We start from the raw sequence: 18,948 nt of genomic DNA, 5'->3' as shown, positions 1-18,948 counted from the left end.
AAAAGCAAGAGTCCTTCTGAAACTGAATATAAAAAGAAACCTGTTAAACCTCAAAATGAAGAACAGGACCTTTCGCGTCTTTCTATGGAAGAGCGAATGGCATTGTATAAAAAGAAATACGCGGGAAAATCTGCTACCGATAAAACAGCTAACGCAAAAACTGCGGAAGGTAAAACTGCTGCCGTTGAAACGACAAGCGATAAAACAGCTAACGTTGAAACGGCTGCCGTTGAAACGACGAGCGTTAAAACTGCTCCAGTTAAAAAAGGATTAATATCAAAACTTATAGGACTATTTAAGAAAAAATGATAACTGTTACTGATTTAAGCCTAATCTTCGGAGAGCGGACGCTTTTCAAAGACGTAAATTTAAAATTCACTCCCGGCAACTGTTACGGGATAATAGGCGCCAACGGGGCGGGCAAATCAACTTTCCTGAAAATTCTCTCAGGCGAGATAGAGCATGACAAGGGAGAGGTATCGGTTTCAAAAAACCAGCGTATCGCTGTTTTAAAGCAGGATCACTTCGCTTTTGAAGAGTATCAGGCGCTTGAAACTGTAATCATGGGTTACCCGAAACTCTACAAAGTGCAAAAAGAACGCGAAGCAATCTACGCGAAAGAAGATTTTACCGAAGAAGACGGTCTTCGCGCCAGCGAGCTTGAGGCTGAATTCGCGGACTTAGGCGGCTGGGAAGCTGAAGCGCAGGCTGGCCAGCTTCTTTCCGGCCTCGGCCTTGACGAGGAAGATCACAGCCGCCTCATGGCTGAGCTTGACGAATCAAAAAAAGTGCGCGTCCTTCTGGCGCAGGCGCTTTTCGGCAACCCCGACATACTGCTCCTTGACGAGCCGACAAACGGCCTGGACTTGGAATCAATCTCGTGGCTTGAGGATTTTTTAATTGACTTTCCCAACACGGTAATTGTCGTCTCGCATGACCGTCACTTTTTAAACGCGGTTTGCACTAACGTATGCGACATTGATTTTGGCAAAATTACCCCATATTCCGGCAATTACGATTTCTGGTATCAGATGAGCCAGATATTGCAGAGACAGGCGCGGGATCAGTTAAAAAAACGGGAAGACAAAGCAAAGGAATTAAAGGAGTTTATTCAGAGGTTTGCATCTAACGCGAGCAAAAGCAGACAGGCGACAAGCAGAAAAAAAGTACTGGAAAAACTTGACCTTGAAAATGTTCCCGTAACAAGCCGAAAATTTCCTTATGCCGGTTTTAAGCCGGATCGTGAAATTGGCAATAATGTCCTGCGCGCGGAAAAATTAAATTTTTCTTTTGAGGGGACGGCTCTTTTAAAAGATTTTTCGCTAACGGTAAATAAAAACGATAAAATAGCGTTTGTCGGCCTTGAACACTCCTCCAAATCAGCGTTATTTGACATTATTTCAGGCGTTAAAAAGGCGGAAAGCGGCGATTACACGTGGGGGCAGACCACTTCTTTTTCCTATTTTCCAAAAGACAACTCTTCTTTTTTCAGTTCTAATTTATCAATTACCGATTGGTTACGGCAGTATTCCCCCGATCAGGACGAAACTTATGTCCGCAGTTTCTTAGGCCGTATGCTCTTTTCGGGGGAAGAAGCCCTCAAGCCCGTAAACGTCCTTTCAGGCGGCGAAAAAGTGCGTTGTATGCTCTCCAAGATGATGTTGTCCGGCGCGAATGTTTTAATCCTTGATGAGCCGACAAACCACCTTGATCTTGAAGCGATAACCGCCCTCAATGACGGGCTTACCTCATTCCCCGGCGTTATACTTTTTAATTCTCACGATCACGAATTTATCAATTCAATCGCGACCCGGATTATCGAAATTCTTCCTCAGGAAGAAAATACCGACCGCTATATCGACCGCATGATGACTTTTGACGACTATCTTAAAGATCAGAGCGTAAAACAATTGCGCAGCGCCGCGTATCACCATTTGGAAAGATTGAGAATTTAACCGTTACTGAATATTAATATAGTACCTTTCCAAATACGCTATTCTTCGTCTTGCGTCATTAAAGCGCCCGCTCTGAGGATACTCATTCACAAGGCGGCGGTAATAATCCAAAGAACTAAGAATATTCCTGCTCGGGCTATTGGCTTCGTAGTACTGCCCTAACCGCCAATAAACATCATCGCTTCCACCGGGATAATCCGCCATAAATTGTTCGAGTAACGCTATTGCCGCCGCAACATTTCCCCCATCAAACGATTCCTTCGCTTTTTGCAATAAAACATCAGGCGCTAATTTTTCAGGTTTTTGTGTGGAATCACTGCCGCGCTGTTCCGCTGTTGTTGTTGTAGCAGGCTGTGTAGTTTGCGCAGTAGCGGCAGTCTGTCCTGACTGTGTAGTCTGTCCTGATTGCGAAGTCTGTCCTGACTGCGAAGTCTGTCCTGACTGCGAAGTCTGTCCTGACTGCGAAGTCTGTCCTGACTGCGAAGTCTGTCCGCTTACTGCGGAAGAAGACGGAGTGTTTTGCGAGGGATTTTTATCCGTAGGATTTGTTTCCCTCACAGGAGCAGTTCTCTGCGGAGTTTTTGTTTCCTGATCGGAAACGGCCTTTTGTTGGGGCGCAGTCTCTTTAGCTGAGGCGGCTGCAGTTGTAACAACAGGTTCAGAGGCTGGTCTTGTGCCATTACGAATCTGCGTTTCTTCAACAAGAGACGGCCAGCGCGGTTGAGCCACTACCCTATCGCGCTCTACAGGCGGATTAAACCAGCCGGCTCCGGCGGAAGGGGCTTCCCCCGCAACTACCTGCACATGATCATTTATTATATAGTCTCTGATAAAATCCTGCCGGTAAAATTTTAAAGCATAAGTTCCCGGTTCCTCCAGCGTAAAAATAAAACTCTGCCCATCAGAATCGTTGCGCCGCGAAGAATAAACTATTCCGCGCTGCGAGGTAAGTTCCCCAAGATAGACCCATCCGTTTCCTCGGAAGGGAATCTCAACTATTTGCCCAACTGTCGCGCGTACAATCCGCGAAAAAATAATTTCTTTATCTTGCGGCATAATTCCCATTTGAGTCAGAGACTCAATTCTTGTGGCGGGAGCGGAATTGCCGCTTGTTATGGAAGGGGAAGGCTCTTTTTTATTTTGAGAATCATCATCGGAAGAAGCGGTTTCAGATGAGCCTGTTTTTTCTTCGACCGACGGTTGCGTCTGTGTCTGTTGTTGTGTTTGTGACTGTGGTTGCGTCTGAGTCTGCGGTTGCGTCTGTGTTTGCGTCTGAGTCTGTGGTTGCGTCTGTGACTGTGGTTGCGTCTGTGACTGCGGTTGCGCCTGTGTTTGCGTTTGAGCCTGCGTCTGTGGTTGCGTCTGTGACTGCGGCCTCGTCTGTGTCTGAGGTTGCGCTTGTGACTGAGCCTGTGTCTGTGAAGACGGCGCGGATGAAACAGAGGGCGTTTTAGCCGCAGGTTCCTGCGCCGCGTCAGGTTCAATCTTTTTAGACGACGATGCCGCGTCTGCAATAAGTTCCTTGCCGGAATCGGCTTGTGTTATTTCCTCATTAAGCGGCTCTTCCGCAGGTTTTTCCGCCGACACATCAGTCGATACATCCACAGATTTTTCCATCGGTTCTTCCGCTGACGCTTCAGTCGGCGTATCCGCAGATTTTTCCGTAGCGTCAGCCGCCAAATCAACAGGCGCTTGCTTATCAACGGCTGATTCATCAGTTTTTTCCGCCGGTTTTTCCGTCGGTTTTTCCGCCTGTTCAACAACATTTTCTTTTGCCTGTTCATTGTTTTCCGCAGTCTTTACTTTCGGCTTTCCAGCGCAAGAAAATAAAAAAACGAATAATACAATTAAAAAAATCAAGTTAATTTTTTTCATGGAACCTGCTCCATAAATTCATCAATAGAGGTTTCAATTTTTTCACGCCACTGTTCTTCGCCATATTTAAGTGGGTCCTGCCAATACTCGGAAGCGTCTTCATCAGTCCAGTTTGCCCGTTTATCCCGCTCCAAAAGCACCCCAGGAACATAATCAGGCTCATCCGGCAAAAACAGCTCTTCTGGGGGAATGGGAACGGAAACAACAGATTCTTGAGGTTTGGTTTCTTTTTCTTTTTTTTCCCCACCGTGCGTTTTTAACGAAATAAATACAGATAATGTCAGCACAGCGGCAAAAACAACCGTGCAAATAATCGCAAGCCGGCTCTTCTGCCCTGCGGACAGTTTTTGAAACCAGTTTATTATAAGCTGATAAATTTTTTCCAATTTCCCCTCAAGTGTTATTATATCATAAAATAAAGATATGTACACTAGTGTACTGTCGTAACGTATTATAAAACCTCTTTGGCAAATATTTGGAAATTATAAAGAAATAATCAGTAAATTATTAATTTTTAACATAATACCCTGCACCTTTGCTTTTTAAAAGATAAAATCACAAATGCAACATTCCGTTGTATATATTGGGCGGTACACTGGAATAATTATTAACTTGCCCTAAACATAAATTTTTGATAAGCTAAGCCATGAACGAGCGGCTGGCGTCACTGCTTAAAAGACACGACGAATTAACCCAACTTATCCAGGATCCTTCGCTGGTAAAAGATCAGAACCGTTACCGCGACGTAATGAAGGAGCACTCCCGCTTAAGCGAAATTTCACAGTTGCATAACAACATTGAGGATTTGGAAAAGCAAATCAATGATACTAAAACTCTTATTCAGGAAGAAAAAGATCATGAAATGAAGGAGCTTGCGCGAGAGGAGCTTAAAAATCTGGAAAGCAAGTTTGAGGCGGAAAGTGAAAAACTAAAAGTCCTCCTTATTCCAAAAGATCCGTTGGACGAGAAAAACATCATTATGGAAATAAGGGCGGGAACAGGCGGTGAAGAAGCGGCGCTTTTTGCCTCCGACCTTTACCGTATGTATTCCCGTTTTGCCGAATCAAAGGGCTGGAAGTTCGAGGTAATGAACTCAAACGACACGGAGCTTGGCGGCATAAAAGAAATTGTTTTTTCAATCAGCGGAAACAACGTGTACGAAAATCTCCGTTATGAGTCGGGAGTTCACAGGGTACAGAGGGTTCCGGCGACTGAGGCTTCGGGCAGGATACACACTTCCGCGGTTACGGTGGCAGTCTTGCCGGAAGCAGACGAGACCGAGATTGACATAAAGCCTGAAGACCTCCGCATTGACGTAATGCGCGCGGGCGGCCCGGGCGGCCAGTGCGTAAACACTACGGATTCCGCAGTGCGCATAACGCACCTGCCGACAGGAGTTACGGTACACTGCCAGGACGAGAAGAGCCAGATAAAAAACAAAGCAAAGGCTATGCGCATACTTAGGGCGCGCATTTACGAGATGGAAGAAGAAAAAGCCGCCGCGCAAAGGGCGGAGGCAAGAAAGAGCCAGGTAGGATCGGGCGACCGCTCTCAGAGAATCAGAACTTACAATTTTCCACAGAATCGCCTAACGGATCACCGCATCAACCTTACTCTTTATAAACTTGATCTTATCATGCAGGGCGATACGTCCGAGCTTTTTGACGCGCTGAAACTTTCAGCAAAGGAAGAACTTTTGCAAAGCAGCGCGTCAGATTCCGCAGACGGCGAATAGAAATATGTTAATCCGTGAAGCTCTGGCGCAGGGAGGCGCTGACTTAAAATATGCCGGTATAAAAACCCCGGGACTTGACGCTTCTTTATTGCTAGCGCACATACTAAATACAAACCGCACCAAACTTATCGCAAAAGGAACAGACCGTCTTTCAGAAAAAAAGTGCGCGGAATTTTGCGCTCTTATAGAAAGAAGGGCAAACGGCGAATGTGCCGCCTATATCATCGGTAAAAAAGAATTTAGAGAGTTAGAGTTTGAAGTAAACACATCCGTACTTGTTCCTAGACCTGAAACCGAAACCCTTGTAGAAACAGCGATAGATATTATTCAAAAAAGCGCTGAGCATGGCTCTATTGTCAGCATATTAGACCTCTGCACAGGAAGCGGGGCGGTCGCGATTTCCTTAAAAAACGAAATGCCCGCCTGTGAAATTACAGCGGCTGATATTTCACCTAACGCATTGAACACCGCAATTCGCAACGCGGAAAAACTCCTTGGCAACAGTTCAATAAATTTTTTCCAGGGCGATTTATACGACGCGCTTTCCGGTTCCCAACCAACAACCTATTCCCTAATTGTCTCAAACCCGCCATACATTCCATCGGAAGAAATAAAAACCCTATCCGCAGAAGTGCAAAATGAACCGCTCATCGCCCTTGACGGCGGAATTTCAGGACTGGAAATAATAGAGCGTATAATAGAAAAAGCCCCCGATTATTTGCAAAAAAAAGGCTTTCTGCTCTTGGAAGCCGATCCCAGACAAATGGATAAGATAAAAGATTTACTTGAAAAAAAAGGATTTTTAGATATACAATTATACAAAGACCTTAGCGGGGCAAACAGGGTTATCGGAGGCAGATTTGAAAAATAAAATATTTATTATTTTTTGTTTATTATTTTTTATTTTATCATGTCAAACTAAACCAGGCGTACAGGATAAAGATACCGTTCAAATAGTAACCGATAAAGGCGAGGATAAAGACTTAGTTTCCGTAGTCCCCCCAAAAAAAGAGGAAAAAGATTCTGTTTCCGAAGTTCCCAAAAAAGATAAAGAAAAAGACCTTGCTTCTGTGATTCCCAAAAAAGAAGAACCCGTAATTTACAGCCTTACATTCATCGCGGCGGGCGACAATTTGTTTCATGAATCGTTAATTAATTCGCATTTAACAAAAGGGGTTTATGATTTCTCGCCAATTTATACCGAAATTAAAAGCATAGTCCAAAACGCAGACCTCGCGTTTATAAATCAGGAAACGGTTATGGCTGGCGAGAGCTTCGGTTATTCGGGATACCCCGCTTTTAATACTCCTCAGTCGCTTGCAAAAACGCATTTGGATACCGGCTTTGACATTATAAATCTAGCGAATAATCACGCGATGGATAAAGGGGCGGCAGGCCTTAAATCCACTCTTGATTATCTTGATACAATTACGGAATTTACCGTAATCGGAGCGCGTAAAGAAGGGCAAAGCGCCCGTATTATAACAAAAAACAATATAACCCTTGGATTTTTATCCTATACTTACGGCCTTAACGGCAATACGCTCCCCAAAGACAATCCAAACCTTGTCTCCCTGATTGAAAGAAAAAAAATGGAAGAAGAAATAACCTCCCTGCGTCCGTTATGTGACTTTTTAATCGTCTCCATGCACTGGGGCGACGAATACATGCTCCAGCCGAATAAAACCCAAACTGACCTTGCCGCCTTTCTTTCCCAACTAAATGTAGACCTCATCGTCGGACATCATCCGCACGTCCTTCAGCGCATGGATAAACTGCCCCGTCCAGACGGAAAAGAAACTATTTGCTATTACTCGCTCGGTAATTTCGCATCCCACCAAAGAGAAAGGGAACGAATAATCGGAGGAATGATTTCCCTGACTTTCGTAAAAAAATCAACAGGAGAACTCTCCATAGAAAACTACGGAATAATTCCCGTTATAACCCATTTTGACAGGAGTTATAAAAACACAAAAATATACCCGTTATATTCATATACGGAGGAACTGTTAAACGCCCACGCCCTTAAAAACTTTGAAAAAGGCCTTTCGTTTGAATTTTTTAAAGGAGTAACGGACAGATTAAACGCTCCAATTATTAAAAGTGATCCTTTTAAAGAATAATTAGAAAAATTTCACACTAAGAACACAAAGGGACAAAGATCATGAAGGAGGGAAAGAAGGAATTTTTGTCCGAAGGCTATGCGTGGACTTCACGATAAGATCAGGTACTTTTGTATGTCATGCGTGATACTTTTTCATTGGTTGTTGATTTTTACTCCTTTTCATGTTATATTTACTCTATGACTATTACACAAACTGTAGAAATACTGGAAAACCGGCGGTTGATAATTGACGTTCCCCGCGAAGTACCGACAAAGGCGGTTGCCCGTTTTGAACTTGTCTGGTCTCCAAAAATAAAAACGCCTGAAGAGCTTAAAGCCTCTTTAGAAAAGATATGGGAAATTTGTAAAGACGCGCCCGTTTCAGTGGACAGCTTTCTAGAAACGCGCCGGGAAGACAATGAGCTTGAGGAAGCCAAGTACCGGCGTTTATTTGGAGAAGATAATTGACATACGTTTTGGACGCTTGCTCTCTTATTGCCTTGTACAAAAAGGAAAAAGGGCTTGATAAAATTAGAGTCTTGCTTGATGAGGCTCTGGCAGGGCAAGCCGAAATCTATATGCACTCCATCAATTTGATTGAAGTTTATTACCTTTTCTGCCGTGTTTTTGGAAAGGGAAAATCCGATGTTATTCTTGATGAAATTTACAAAATGCCTATTAATTTGATTGACTTTATTGACAATACGATTTTTTCTGAAACTTCCCGATTGAAAGCCCAATACGCCATTCCTCTTGGCGACGCTATCGGGCTGGCAACAGCTATTAAATTCGGAAAGAAACTATTTGCTATTACTCGCTTGGTAATTTTGCCTCTCACCAAAGAGAAAGGGAAAGAATAATCGGCGGAATGATTTCCCTTACTTTCGTAAAAAAATCGACAGTAGAACTCTCCATAGAAAATTACGGAATAATTCCCGTTATCACCCATTTTGACAGGAGTTATAAAAACACAAAAATATATCCTTTGTACTCATACACTGAAGAACTGTTAAACGCCCACGCCCTTAAAAACTTTGAAAAAGGCCTTTCGTTTGAATTTTTTAATGGAGTAACGGATAGATTAAACGCTCCAATTATTAAAAGTGATCCTTTTAAAGAATAAATCCGAAATCTTTATGCGCTTCCAGTACCCTAAAATTGAAAACGGAATCCCGCATATATATCGCCATTCTGTTTTTGGCCAAACTCGACATGCTGCAGTAATTTTATAAAAGAACCAAACGATTTTTCTGGTGCGGAAACAGTCTCCATTGAAGCTAATTTAACCCCGTCGTCAGGGGCATCGGCTTCAGCCACAGAAACGATTAATACGGTGACTAAGCCAACGAGGGCGAGAATAACTAAAACCGTTCCTAAGACGCCTTCATCTTCTTCTTTTTTTTCAGTACTAGTATCTGCCCAAGCAATCATATTGACCAGCATAACCATAACAAGAAATAACGCCATTTTCTTTTTCATTTAATCTTTCCTTCGTAGTTTTGCATCATTGCGGATTTTTACGAATAACTTATATAAAACGTATTCACATTAATATTGAAAACGGAATCCTGCATATATGTCGCCGTTTTGTTTTTGACCAAACTCGACATGCTGCAACAATTTCATAAAAGAACCGGACAATGTTTCCGGCGCGAAAGCAGTCTCCATTGAAGTTAATTTAATCCCATCATCAGGGGCATCAGCTTCAGATAATAATGCGAAAATACCCGTAACCAGTAATGCAGCTACAACAACTACTCCTATAACTACTAAAGCACCCAAAGTCTCTTCTTCTTCTTTTTTTTCTTTTTCAGTACTGGTATCTGCCCAAGCAATCATATTGACCAGCATGACCATAATAAGAACTAACGCAAATTTCTTCTTCATAAAAATAGCTCCTTTGCGGTCTTTCCCGCAGTTTTTATTTCAGTCTTCAAACAAAGACATCGTATATATCTATATAGACATATTATTTGTAATATATATCTATTCAGACTGTTTTGTCAAGGCTTTTTCTGTCTATTTAGACATTTTTTATTGTTTTTCCTTCTATAATATAACTTGAGTATGAATGATGACGCTTCAATTTTTTGGAAAAACGTCAAAAAAGAGATAAAGACGCAGAATACCACCCAAGAATGGGTAGCAAAAAATTCCGGTATCAGTTTTAATACTTTTCAAGGGTGGATCTCGAAGGGTATATATCCACGTGTAAACGAGGCAATACGTATAGCGGTTTCATTAAATACATCTGTTGAATTTCTTGCTAATCACGCCGTCCAAAATAATAAGAAACCAATAGAAATTATTTGTAGGCATCTGCCAAAAATTCAAGAACATCTTGAATCCATAAAAGAAGCAGTTAAAGAAATCCAATAATTACTTCGTGTGAACTCTTCCCGAATAAATCTACGCCGTAACGCTCTCACCCGCAGTTTCAACGGCAGGCAGTTTCTTTGTCCCGTTTTTTACAGCGGCTTTGCAAGTTTTGCATATTTTAAACTTCTTGCCGCCGGATTCCTGTTCGTAGAGTACTTTAACATTTTTTCTTTTACAAATCGGACACTCTCCGCGGCCTCGCGCGTATAATTCCCTAAGACTTTGACCTCTATGTGGTTTTGCCATTTATTTCCCCTTCTTGCCGTCTCTAGGCTTTTTCTCTTTAGCCGGCTTGTCGCTCTTGGCGGCGGACTTTTCTTCGCCTTTTTTCCCCTTCTTTTTCTCGCTGGTATCCAACTTATAATCAACAAGCTCCAGAATTACAACTTCGGCTGCGTCGCCTTTGCGCTCTCCAAGTTTGATAATACGGGTGTACCCGCCGTTGCGGTCTTTCATTCTGGGTGCGATAACCGTAAAAAGTTTTGCGACAATACCCTCGTTATACAAACGGCTTGAAACAATCCGTCTGTTATGAATCGTATCGAGTTTGGCGCGGGTAATCATCTTTTCCGCCGTTCTGCGAACTTCAAGAGCTTTTGCCTTTGTAGTCCTGATCCGTTCCTGCTTAAAAAGAGAAGTCACCATATTGCGGTGCAACGCTTTTCGGTGAGACGCCATTCTCTGCAGGGGGTTAAATCCTCTTTTATGCTTCATCTTCCGTATCCTTTTTGGGCTCCATACGCGCGTTCTTCAGGACGTTCAAATCGGTAATCCCAAGGCTCAAGTTCCATTCTTTAAGTTTTTCCTTGATTTCCTGAAGCGACTTCTTGCCAAAATTGCGCGTTCTGGCAATATCATCCTCTGTTTTACGCGTAAGTTCCCCTATTGTTTTAATATTCGCGTTCTTCAAACAATTTGAAGAACGAACCGAAAGTTCCAACTCCTCTACAGGAGTATTAAGAACTTTTCTAATATGATCATTTTCATCGTCAAGATCATCATCAAGACCGATGTTGTTCTCGTCAAAATTAATAAAAACGGAAAAATGATCCTTGGCAATCTTTGCCGCCTCGGCTAGCGCGTCTTCAGGTTTTACGGTTCCGTCAGTCCATATTTCAAGAACTAATTTGTCATAATCGTTGCGCTGCCCTACCCGCGTGGATTCAACGTTGAATTTTACTTTTCTTACAGGAGAAAAAATTGCGTCTACGGGAATTGTATTTATAACTTCGATGTAGCGCTCGTTTACTTCAGACGGAACATATCCGCGCCCAAGATCAATTTGAATCTCAAACCTGATATTCGCGTTGTCCATCAAAGTCATTATATGCTGGCCTGATGAAAGCACGTCTACCTGCCCCGGTCGGGCAAAGTCGTCGCTCTTTATATCATGCCTGCCTGTCCATTCATAAAGCAGAACGTCCTGCTCCGCGTCTTGGGGCAGCCTAAGGCGAATTTGCTTCAGGTTATTTATCACCTCAAGAGTGTCTTCCACAATGTTTGGAATTGTTTCAAATTCACTGGATACGTTATGTGTAGTTCCGTTAGCGTCAATTGATTCTATTTTTACGGCGGTGATCGCGTACCCCTGTATTGATGAAAGGAGAACTCTGCGTAAAGTGTTGCCAACCGTCGTGCCAAAACCCGGCTCAAACGGAGAGGCAATAAACATTCCATAGTTCTGACTAAGCTCGCCATGCTCAAATGTAAAGCTTTTAGGGCGCTTGAATCCTGCCATAAGGTTCTTACGGGCCATGAGTACTCCTTACTTAGAATATAATTCGATAATCATCTGTTCCTTAATGTCGCCTAAATCTGTAACATCGCTTCTTCTTGGAGAAGCAAGGAACTTTCCTTTCATCGCGTCAGGATCAAGACTGAGCCAGGGCATCACGCCCGATTTGCCGAATTCCCTTAACGCGTCCTTAATAACCGTCATGCTCTTGCTTCCTTCCGCAACGCTGATTTCATTTTCAGGTTTTACAATGTAGGAAGGAACCGTAATTTTTTTTCCGTTTACCAGTATATGCCCATGCAAAACAAGCTGACGAGCCTGGCTTCTGGATGAGGCAAAACGCAGACGGTAAACGACATTATCAAGCCGCCTTTCCAGCAATACAAAAAGGTTTTCACCCGTTATGCCTGGCATTCTTTGCGCGCGTTCAAAGAAAAGACGGAACTGGCTTTCAACCATTCCGTAAATTCTTTTAAGCTTCTGCTTTTCGCGCAACTGAACGCCGTAATCTGACCTTTTGCCGGGGCGGGATTTTGGATCCTTTCCGGGGGCTGCCCTCTTTTTATTCATCGGGCATTTATCGCTCTTACAGCGGTTCCCCTTGAGCATCAATTTTTTCTGTTCTACACGGCACATTCTGCAAACAGGGCCGGTATATCTTGCCATACTTCCTCTCCTAATTTATCGCTGCGGTTTACCGCATTGCGACTTATATACGTCTGGTCTTTCTTGGCCTACAGCCGTTATGCGGTATCGGAGTAACGTCGCTGATTGATTTTACCTTGATGCCCATTACACCAAGCTGCCGGATAGCCGATTCCCTGCCAATGCCCGGCCCCTTAATAAACACATGCACTTCCCTTAACCCCGCCTGTAACGCTTTTTGAGCGGCGGTCTCTGTTACCGACTGGGCAGCAAAGGGAGTCGATTTTTTCGCGCCCCTGAATTGCAACATCCCCGATGATGCCCAAGAAACTGTGTTTCCCATCAGATCGGTAATCGTAACAATAGTATTGTTGAAGGTCGCCTGAATGTAGACATTACCTTCATATACTGACTTTTTCTCTTTCTTCTTTTTTGCAGCAGCAGCCACTTATTCCTCCAAAAACTATTTCTTCTTACCGGCAACGGTTTTCTTTTTACCCTTGCGAGTACGGGCGTTTGTCCTTGTGCGTTGACCGCGAAGCGGCAGTCCTTTACGGTGCCGCAGTCCCCGGTAACAGCCAATATCCATCAGCCGTTTAATATTTAACGCTACTTCGGTGCGTAAACGGCCCTCAACTTTATAATCGCTTTCAATGATGTTTCTCAGTTCGTTTAATTCTTCCTGAGACAGATCATTAATAAGTCTCATAGGATCGAGCTTTGCCTTTGCGACAATAGCATCCGCGCTTGGCCTGCCTATGCCGAAAATGTAGGTCAATGCGATATTCACATGTTTATTTGGGAGGTCAACTCCCACAAGACGCGCCATGTACTCTCCTTTCCTTAACCCTGTTTTTGTTTATGCTTGGGATTTTGGCATATTATGCGAACAATCCCATTGCGCTTAATGACTTTGCACTTGTCGCAAATGGGCTTCACGCTGGTTCTAACTTTCATTCCTTATAATCTCCTAAATCCTTAATACTTACAAGTTCCGTCCGCGCAGTTTTCCGCGCTTGACCAACCCCTCATGATGGTGCATTTTCAACAATCCTTCAAGCTGGCTCATCGTATCCAAACCAACGCCCACCATAATCAACAGCGATGTGCCGCCCATCAAATAGGAAATTGACGTTGGAAACTTAAACGCCCACTGGATAAAGGTCGGAATGACCGCTATCAGGGCAAGGTATAAAGAACCGGGAAGCACAATGCGGTTCAGGATTTTGGTAAGATACTCCTCGATCTTCTCCGACCTAATCCCGGGAATGGAACCTCCGTTTTCCCGAATCTGTTTGGCTATTTCTATGGGGTTAAGCGAAACCTGCGTATAGAAATAGGCAAAGAAAATAATTAAAAGCACATACAGTATATTGTAAAGAGTTCCCCTTGGGCTTAACAATTGCGCCGCCCTCGCAAGCCACGCCACATTACCGCCTACAGTCTGCGCGATTTGCAACGGGAACATCAAAATTGAAGATGCGAAGATGACTGGTATTACTCCCGAAGGATTAATTTTAAACGGAATATATGTATTCTGCGCCCCGTACATTTTTCTGCCCACGACGCGTTTCGCGTAATTCACGGGAATTTTTCTCTGCCCCTGCTGTTCAAGAACGACAAGCGCGACAACGGCGATAAACATTACAAAAACGATAACGACAAATACCGGGTTAAGAGTCCCCTTCCTCATCATGTCAATTAACTCGTAAACCGCGTGGGGAAGACGCGCCACGATACCGGCAAAGATTAAAAGTGATATTCCGTTACCGAGGCCGCGCTTTGTTATCTGCTCACCCATCCACATAAGAAACATGGTTCCTGTCGTTACAGTCAGCATGGCGATTAACGTAAACGACCCCATGCCTATAAATAGAAGATTATTAACGCTGCGGGAAATTGCCTGCGCGTATTGCGTAACGGCGTAAGACTGGATAAGGCAGACTACAACAGTTCCGTAACGCTGCCATTGCTGTATTTTTTTGCGTCCGCCTTCTTCCTGCGATATTTTCTTTAAACTTGGGAAGACGATAAGCAATAACTGCATGATAATCGACATTGAAATGTATGGCATGATGCCAAGCATGAATACTGAGAAGTTAGAGAACGCGCCGCCGGCGAAGAAGTCCAAATAGTCTACTATTGGATTTCCCGAATTCGCCTGATCCATAAAGTAACGGGACAATGCAGTTACATTGATTCCGGGGATCGGGAACACGGCGCCAACGCGGAACACCAAGAGCATTCCTATCGTAAAGAGAATACGCTCGCGAAGTTCCTTTATTCTAAACATTCCAATTATCGGATTAGCCATTTATTTCTTTCCACCTGCTTTCGCTTTTTTACTCTTGTTTTTAGGGCGCGCTTTTTCTGGAGCGGGAATTACCGTAACGTCGCCGCCAGCTTTTTCAATTTTTCCTTTTGCCGAAGAAGAAACGCCGTCAACCTTAAAACTTAATTTTTTGGTTAAATTGCCGTTAGCCAAAATCTTGATTGGTTCAACGCCCTTAACAAGCCCTTTTTTATGAAGGGACGCAAGCTCTACTGTTTCACCGGCATCAAAGCGCTTTTCAATCTCACCAAGATTGACAATCTGCCATTCCTGTTTAAACGGATAATTGGAAAAACCTCTATGGGCAAGGCGCCTGTACAAAGGCATCTGTCCGCCTTCAAAACCGACATAAGTCTTGCCGCCGGAACGCGCCTGCTGGCCTTTGTTACCCTTGCCGGCTGTTGTTCCACGACCGGAACCTTGACCTCGGCCAATTATTCTCTTTTTCTTGTTCGCGCCTACCGGAGCGTGTAAATCATAATCGTGCGCCATTATTTAACATCCTCTACTGATACTAAATGAGCGACTGCTTTTACCATTCCCAAAACAGCCGGACTCTTTTCCTGCACGGTACTGGAGCCAATCTTTCGAAGCCCCAAAGAGCGGACTGTTGCGCGGTGTCTTGGCAGAGCGCCTATCGTACTGCGTATAAGGCTGACTTTTATTTTATCCATATCTAACCTCTGTCCCGTGCGGTTGGATAACCGCACACTATAATCGAACATGAAACTTGTTTCATGCTACCCCCACAGCTCATTCAGGGATTTGCCCCTGTTTCTTGAAATCATCTTGGCATCCATCATTTTATTTATACAATCAAATGTTGCCTTGACCACGTTATATTGACTTGATGATCCTATAGACTTTGAAAGCACGTCAGTAACTCCTCCAGCTTCCATAATCGCCCTGACAGGACCTCCTGCGATAATTCCAGTTCCTGAGCGGGCGGGTTTTAACAGCACATAAGATGATTTAAAAAACCCTTTTACTTCATGGGGAATTGTCCCATTCTTCACGGGCAAATGAATCATGTTGCGCTTTGCCCTGTCGATGCTTTTGCGGATAGCTTCCGATACGTCGTTTGCTTTGCCAAAACCATAGCCGACTTTTCCCTTGCGGTCGCCGATTACGGTAAGCGCGGAGAATGAGAAACGCCGTCCGCCCTTCACTACTTTGGCTGTTCTGTTAAGCTTTACCAATTTCTCGATAAATTCTTTTTCTACAGGTTCGCGATCCCCGCGATCCCTGTCGCGCCCGCGACCGCGCCTTCCCCTGCCTTCATGACGGCCCTCAGGCGCAGTTTCGGCGGAATCAGTATCAACCGCAGAATCGGTATTGTTATCTTCGATATTGTCTTCGCTCATTGAATCATCAATAATATCTTTTGTTTTCGCCATTATTCCCCCTAGAAACTTATTCCCGCTTTCCGGGTTCCGTCGGCCAAAGCCTTAACAATTCCGTGATACAAATACCCGTTGCGATCAAAAACAACAGTCTTGATGTTTCTTTCCAACAGGCGCTTGCCTACTATTTCACCTAACTGCCCCGCTCCGGCGACAGTCGCCTTAATATCCTTCAAATCCTTTTCAAGAGACGAAGCCGAGACAAGGGTGTGACCTTTGTCGTCGTCAATTATTTGAACAGAAAGACGGCGGTTGCTCTTTGTAACTGTCATTCGCGGACGCTCGGCGGTGCCACACACCCTTTTGCGTATGTGAATTTTTCTTCTAAGCCGCTTTCTGGCTTTCTCCAGCATTTTTTGTAACATACCCTTACCCTACTTAACGCCCGATTTGCCGACTTTCCGTTTGATAATTTCATTATCATAACGGATGCCCTTGCCTTTGTACGGCTCAGGCCCTCTTAATTTGCGAATCTGCGCCGCAAATTCTCCAACACGCTGCTTGTCAATTCCCGTAATAGTGATTTTCCCGCTTGCGTCCGCCGTAACGGAAAGCCCGTCGGGAACGGCGACATAAATGTCGTTTGAATAACCAAGGCTCATAGACAGGAGTTTTCCCTGCACTTCGGCTTTGTAGCCGACTCCGGTTACCACAAGCGATTTGTTAAAACCAGTTGATACGCCGATTACCATATTGTTCAAAAGGTTGCGATAAAGGCCGTGATACGCCTTTGTCTGTTTTTGCTCATCTTTTCTGCCAACGACAATTTCCTTGCCCTTGTCTTCAAAAGTGATTATAGGATTGTATTTTTGTTTAAGTTTTCCCTTTGGGCCTTCTACAAACATCTCTTCGTTTTGAAAAGTAACTTTCACCCCACCGGGAACCTTAACCGGTATTTTTCCGATTCTCGACATAAACCCCTCTTACCACACCGTACAGATAACTTCGCCGCCGACTTTTTTCTCGGCTGCTTTCTTGCCTGTTGTAACACCCTGCGACGTGGAAACGATCAGGGTTCCGTATCCGTTCAATACCCTTGGCATATTTTGGTATCCCATATATACGCGGCGGCCGGGTTTTGACACCTTTTCTATGCCGTGAATAATCGGAGCGGTATTGTCATCGTATTTAAGGAAAACCCGGATAACATTCGCTCCTTCCTGATTCGCCTTCTTGAAATTTTTAATATACCCCTCGGTCTTTAATATTTTGACTATCTCAAGCTTAAGCCTGGAGGTGGGAATATCTACTTTTTCATGTCCTGCCATGCCGGCATTTCTAATCTTTGTCAGCATGTCCGCAACTGGATCTGATACGCTCATCCTTATCTCCTACCAGCTAGATTTTGTAACGCCGGGAATAAGCCCTTCGCTCGCGAGTTTTCTAAAGCAAAGACGGCACATCTCATATTTCCGTAAAAAGCCCCTCGGCCTTCCACAGATCCTGCAACGGTTTACTTTCCTTGTTTTGTACTTTGGAGTCCGCTGCGCCTTGATAATCATCGCTTTTCGTGCCATTATACCCCCTATTTCCTAAAAGGCATTCCAAATTTAGAAAGGAATGCTTTTGCTTCAGCATCTGTTTTTGCTGATGTTACAATAACTACATTTAACCCGGCTACTTTTTCAATTTTATCAAAGTCAATTTCCGGGAAAATAATCTGCTCTTGAATTCCAAGCGAATAATTTCCGTGCCCGTCAAACGCGTTCTGGTTGATTCCATGGAAGTCCTTAACGCGCGGAAGAGCGACGTTCACTAACCTGTCAAAAAACTCGTACATCATCGTCCCACGAAGAGTCACCTTCGCTCCGATTTCTTGCCCTGCCCTGATTTTAAAGTTAGCGATACTTTTCTTCGCCTTTGTCTTTACCGCTTTCTGCCCCGTAATTTGAGTCAACGTATCAATAGCGGCGTCTAACAATTTTTTATTCTGCAACGCTTCGCCTACGCCCATGCTTACAATAATTTTTTGAAGCTTGGGGATTTGCATATTGGAACTGTATTCAAATTCCTTAAACAATTCGGGAGCGATCTGCTCCTTGTAAATCTTTTTAAGCCGGGGCACATAATTTTTATCCATTACAACACCTCCCCGCATTTCTTGCAAAATCTGACCTTTTTATTCCCGTCCATTTTATACCCGATGCGGGTAGGTCCGCATTTCTTGCAAACAATCATCAAATTGGACGAATGAATAGCCGCTTCAATTTCGGCTATCCCGCCGCGATCCTGCTGCTTTCTTTTTTTCATCGCTTTCTTAACGATGTTTACGCCTTCAACTACGATCCTGTCTGAATCGCGGTGTATCTTTAAAATCCTGCCGCGCTTTCCCCTGTCTTTTCCGGCAATTACCTGGACAGTATCTTCTTTTTTCAGTTTAAATTTATGTAATGCTTCAGCCATGTCCTACTCCTATAAAACCTCTGGGGCAAGAGAAACGATTTTCATAAATTCGCTTTTCTCCCTCAATTCCCGCGCCACAGGCCCGAAGATGCGTTTTCCCTTTGGATTTAACGCGGCATCAATAATGACGCAGGCGTTATCATCAAACCTGATATATGTCCCGTCGGGGCGGCGGTACTCTTTATGAGTGCGCACCACAACCGCTTTTTCCACAGTGCCCTTCTTTATTACGGATGTGGGCAGCGCTTCTTTTACCGCCACTACAACAATATCGCCAATTCCCGCATACCTGCGTTTTGTGCCGCCCAAAACTTTTATGCATTGGACAAGCTTGGCGCCTGAATTATCAGCCACATTCAGGAAGCTCTCTACTTGAATCATA

General features: G+C 44.0%; 30 protein-coding genes and 1 pseudogene. 9 read left to right on the top strand and 22 right to left on the bottom strand.

Going from position 1 to position 18,948, the window contains the following annotated elements; translation table 11 throughout:
• Together ACYVRH_RS04075 and ACYVRH_RS04070 are read left to right on the top strand one after the other, a co-directional pair.
• Nucleotides 1-309: pseudogene (locus tag ACYVRH_RS04075) on the top strand (hypothetical protein); the annotation flags it as partial.
• On the top strand, nucleotides 306-1,955 hold the full coding sequence (locus ACYVRH_RS04070; RefSeq protein ID WP_461255647.1) for an ABC-F family ATP-binding cassette domain-containing protein: 1,650 nt from the start codon (nucleotides 306-308) through the stop codon (nucleotides 1,953-1,955). The pseudogene ACYVRH_RS04075 and the gene ACYVRH_RS04070, both read left to right, overlap by 4 nt.
• 3 nt (nucleotides 1,956-1,958) lie before the next feature.
• Here ACYVRH_RS04070 and ACYVRH_RS04065 read toward each other — a convergent pair whose 3' ends face one another.
• Complete coding sequence (locus tag ACYVRH_RS04065) at nucleotides 1,959-3,830, bottom strand: hypothetical protein (RefSeq protein WP_461255646.1); 1,872 nt, start codon at nucleotides 3,828-3,830, stop codon at nucleotides 1,959-1,961.
• The gene (locus tag ACYVRH_RS04060; protein WP_461255645.1) at nucleotides 3,827-4,216 is read right to left on the bottom strand and encodes a hypothetical protein; all 390 of its coding nucleotides are present in this window, start codon (nucleotides 4,214-4,216) and stop codon (nucleotides 3,827-3,829) included. Before ACYVRH_RS04060 ends, ACYVRH_RS04065 begins: the two co-directional genes overlap by 4 nt.
• 260 nt (nucleotides 4,217-4,476) lie before the next feature.
• Here ACYVRH_RS04060 and prfA point away from each other — a divergent pair, with 260 nt between their 5' ends.
• The 6 genes from prfA to ACYVRH_RS04030 all read left to right on the top strand — a co-directional run bounded on the left by prfA (nucleotide 4,477) and on the right by ACYVRH_RS04030 (nucleotide 8,792).
• The gene (gene prfA / locus ACYVRH_RS04055; RefSeq protein ID WP_461255644.1) at nucleotides 4,477-5,565 is read left to right on the top strand and encodes a peptide chain release factor 1; all 1,089 of its coding nucleotides are present in this window, start codon (nucleotides 4,477-4,479) and stop codon (nucleotides 5,563-5,565) included.
• 4 nt (nucleotides 5,566-5,569) lie between these two features.
• A complete protein-coding gene (gene prmC, locus ACYVRH_RS04050) occupies nucleotides 5,570-6,436 on the top strand; it encodes a peptide chain release factor N(5)-glutamine methyltransferase (protein ID WP_461255643.1) in 867 nt (288 codons plus the stop codon).
• Nucleotides 6,426-7,688 carry a CapA family protein gene (locus tag ACYVRH_RS04045; RefSeq protein WP_461255642.1) on the top strand — a complete coding sequence of 421 codons (1,263 nt, stop codon included), beginning with the start codon at nucleotides 6,426-6,428 and terminating at the stop codon, nucleotides 7,686-7,688. The genes prmC and ACYVRH_RS04045 overlap by 11 nt, the downstream gene beginning before the upstream one ends.
• Nucleotides 7,689-7,867: 179 nt before the next feature.
• A complete protein-coding gene (locus ACYVRH_RS04040) occupies nucleotides 7,868-8,137 on the top strand; it encodes a hypothetical protein (RefSeq protein ID WP_461255641.1) in 270 nt (89 codons plus the stop codon).
• Nucleotides 8,134-8,529 (top strand): PIN domain-containing protein, encoded by a 396-nt coding sequence (locus tag ACYVRH_RS04035; protein WP_461255640.1) that lies wholly within the window; start codon nucleotides 8,134-8,136, stop codon nucleotides 8,527-8,529. The genes ACYVRH_RS04040 and ACYVRH_RS04035 overlap by 4 nt, the downstream gene beginning before the upstream one ends.
• A gap of 8 nt (nucleotides 8,530-8,537) precedes the next feature.
• Nucleotides 8,538-8,792 carry a hypothetical protein gene (locus ACYVRH_RS04030; RefSeq protein WP_461255639.1) on the top strand — a complete coding sequence of 85 codons (255 nt, stop codon included), beginning with the start codon at nucleotides 8,538-8,540 and terminating at the stop codon, nucleotides 8,790-8,792.
• A 29-nt stretch (nucleotides 8,793-8,821) separates the two neighbouring features.
• On the opposite strand, the gene ACYVRH_RS04025 is transcribed toward ACYVRH_RS04030, so the two are convergent.
• Both ACYVRH_RS04025 and ACYVRH_RS04020 read right to left on the bottom strand, forming a co-directional pair.
• Nucleotides 8,822-9,148: a hypothetical protein gene (locus ACYVRH_RS04025; RefSeq protein ID WP_461255638.1), complete on the bottom strand. Its 327-nt coding sequence runs from the start codon at nucleotides 9,146-9,148 to the stop codon at nucleotides 8,822-8,824.
• Nucleotides 9,149-9,217: 69 nt separating this feature from the next.
• Complete coding sequence (locus ACYVRH_RS04020) at nucleotides 9,218-9,556, bottom strand: hypothetical protein (RefSeq protein ID WP_461255637.1); 339 nt, start codon at nucleotides 9,554-9,556, stop codon at nucleotides 9,218-9,220.
• A 180-nt stretch (nucleotides 9,557-9,736) separates the two neighbouring features.
• Here ACYVRH_RS04020 and ACYVRH_RS04015 point away from each other — a divergent pair, with 180 nt between their 5' ends.
• Nucleotides 9,737-10,048 carry a helix-turn-helix domain-containing protein gene (locus ACYVRH_RS04015; RefSeq protein WP_461255636.1) on the top strand — a complete coding sequence of 104 codons (312 nt, stop codon included), beginning with the start codon at nucleotides 9,737-9,739 and terminating at the stop codon, nucleotides 10,046-10,048.
• 30 nt (nucleotides 10,049-10,078) lie between these two features.
• Here the strand turns inward: ACYVRH_RS04015 and ACYVRH_RS04010 are convergent, their stop codons facing one another.
• From ACYVRH_RS04010 to rplN, 18 genes are all read right to left on the bottom strand, one after another.
• A complete protein-coding gene (locus ACYVRH_RS04010; RefSeq protein WP_461255635.1) occupies nucleotides 10,079-10,294 on the bottom strand; it encodes a hypothetical protein in 216 nt (71 codons plus the stop codon).
• Nucleotides 10,295-10,762 carry a 50S ribosomal protein L17 gene (rplQ, locus tag ACYVRH_RS04005; protein ID WP_461255634.1) on the bottom strand — a complete coding sequence of 156 codons (468 nt, stop codon included), beginning with the start codon at nucleotides 10,760-10,762 and terminating at the stop codon, nucleotides 10,295-10,297.
• Complete coding sequence (locus tag ACYVRH_RS04000) at nucleotides 10,752-11,804, bottom strand: DNA-directed RNA polymerase subunit alpha (protein ID WP_461255633.1); 1,053 nt, start codon at nucleotides 11,802-11,804, stop codon at nucleotides 10,752-10,754. The genes rplQ and ACYVRH_RS04000 overlap by 11 nt, the downstream gene beginning before the upstream one ends.
• Before the next feature lie 9 nt (nucleotides 11,805-11,813).
• The gene (gene rpsD / locus ACYVRH_RS03995; RefSeq protein ID WP_461255632.1) at nucleotides 11,814-12,449 is read right to left on the bottom strand and encodes a 30S ribosomal protein S4; all 636 of its coding nucleotides are present in this window, start codon (nucleotides 12,447-12,449) and stop codon (nucleotides 11,814-11,816) included.
• Nucleotides 12,450-12,492: 43 nt separating this feature from the next.
• Nucleotides 12,493-12,876: a 30S ribosomal protein S11 gene (gene rpsK, locus ACYVRH_RS03990; protein WP_461253698.1), complete on the bottom strand. Its 384-nt coding sequence runs from the start codon at nucleotides 12,874-12,876 to the stop codon at nucleotides 12,493-12,495.
• A 15-nt stretch (nucleotides 12,877-12,891) separates the two neighbouring features.
• Complete coding sequence (gene rpsM, locus ACYVRH_RS03985; protein ID WP_461255631.1) at nucleotides 12,892-13,257, bottom strand: 30S ribosomal protein S13; 366 nt, start codon at nucleotides 13,255-13,257, stop codon at nucleotides 12,892-12,894.
• A 14-nt stretch (nucleotides 13,258-13,271) separates the two neighbouring features.
• On the bottom strand, nucleotides 13,272-13,385 hold the full coding sequence (gene rpmJ, locus ACYVRH_RS03980; RefSeq protein ID WP_010259325.1) for a 50S ribosomal protein L36: 114 nt from the start codon (nucleotides 13,383-13,385) through the stop codon (nucleotides 13,272-13,274).
• A gap of 28 nt (nucleotides 13,386-13,413) precedes the next feature.
• Nucleotides 13,414-14,742, bottom strand: coding sequence for a preprotein translocase subunit SecY (gene secY / locus ACYVRH_RS03975; RefSeq protein ID WP_461255630.1), 1,329 nt, complete (start codon nucleotides 14,740-14,742; stop codon nucleotides 13,414-13,416).
• Nucleotides 14,743-15,252: a 50S ribosomal protein L15 gene (rplO, locus tag ACYVRH_RS03970; RefSeq protein WP_461255629.1), complete on the bottom strand. Its 510-nt coding sequence runs from the start codon at nucleotides 15,250-15,252 to the stop codon at nucleotides 14,743-14,745.
• Nucleotides 15,252-15,434, bottom strand: a complete 183-nt coding sequence (rpmD, locus tag ACYVRH_RS03965) for a 50S ribosomal protein L30 (RefSeq protein WP_461255628.1) — start codon at nucleotides 15,432-15,434, stop codon at nucleotides 15,252-15,254. The genes rplO and rpmD overlap by 1 nt, the downstream gene beginning before the upstream one ends.
• Before the next feature lie 66 nt (nucleotides 15,435-15,500).
• Nucleotides 15,501-16,124, bottom strand: a complete 624-nt coding sequence (rpsE, locus tag ACYVRH_RS03960) for a 30S ribosomal protein S5 (protein ID WP_461255649.1) — start codon at nucleotides 16,122-16,124, stop codon at nucleotides 15,501-15,503.
• Between the two features lie 41 nt (nucleotides 16,125-16,165).
• Nucleotides 16,166-16,528 (bottom strand): 50S ribosomal protein L18, encoded by a 363-nt coding sequence (gene rplR, locus ACYVRH_RS03955; protein WP_461255627.1) that lies wholly within the window; start codon nucleotides 16,526-16,528, stop codon nucleotides 16,166-16,168.
• Nucleotides 16,529-16,537: 9 nt separating this feature from the next.
• Nucleotides 16,538-17,077, bottom strand: coding sequence for a 50S ribosomal protein L6 (gene rplF, locus ACYVRH_RS03950; protein ID WP_461255626.1), 540 nt, complete (start codon nucleotides 17,075-17,077; stop codon nucleotides 16,538-16,540).
• 9 nt (nucleotides 17,078-17,086) lie between these two features.
• The gene (gene rpsH, locus ACYVRH_RS03945; protein ID WP_461253690.1) at nucleotides 17,087-17,485 is read right to left on the bottom strand and encodes a 30S ribosomal protein S8; all 399 of its coding nucleotides are present in this window, start codon (nucleotides 17,483-17,485) and stop codon (nucleotides 17,087-17,089) included.
• Nucleotides 17,486-17,494: 9 nt separating this feature from the next.
• Nucleotides 17,495-17,680, bottom strand: coding sequence for a type Z 30S ribosomal protein S14 (locus ACYVRH_RS03940; RefSeq protein ID WP_461255625.1), 186 nt, complete (start codon nucleotides 17,678-17,680; stop codon nucleotides 17,495-17,497).
• A gap of 8 nt (nucleotides 17,681-17,688) precedes the next feature.
• Nucleotides 17,689-18,243, bottom strand: a complete 555-nt coding sequence (gene rplE / locus ACYVRH_RS03935) for a 50S ribosomal protein L5 (RefSeq protein WP_461253688.1) — start codon at nucleotides 18,241-18,243, stop codon at nucleotides 17,689-17,691.
• Nucleotides 18,243-18,566 (bottom strand): 50S ribosomal protein L24, encoded by a 324-nt coding sequence (gene rplX, locus ACYVRH_RS03930; protein ID WP_461255624.1) that lies wholly within the window; start codon nucleotides 18,564-18,566, stop codon nucleotides 18,243-18,245. Before rplX ends, rplE begins: the two co-directional genes overlap by 1 nt.
• Nucleotides 18,567-18,575: 9 nt before the next feature.
• Nucleotides 18,576-18,947 (bottom strand): 50S ribosomal protein L14, encoded by a 372-nt coding sequence (rplN, locus tag ACYVRH_RS03925; protein WP_461255623.1) that lies wholly within the window; start codon nucleotides 18,945-18,947, stop codon nucleotides 18,576-18,578.
• Between the last annotated feature and the right edge of the window lies 1 nt (nucleotide 18,948).

This window comes from Treponema sp. R80B11-R83G3 (genome assembly GCF_054786115.1).
Note: the sequence above shows the minus strand (reverse complement) of the source record. Positions and strands in the feature narration are given on the sequence as shown.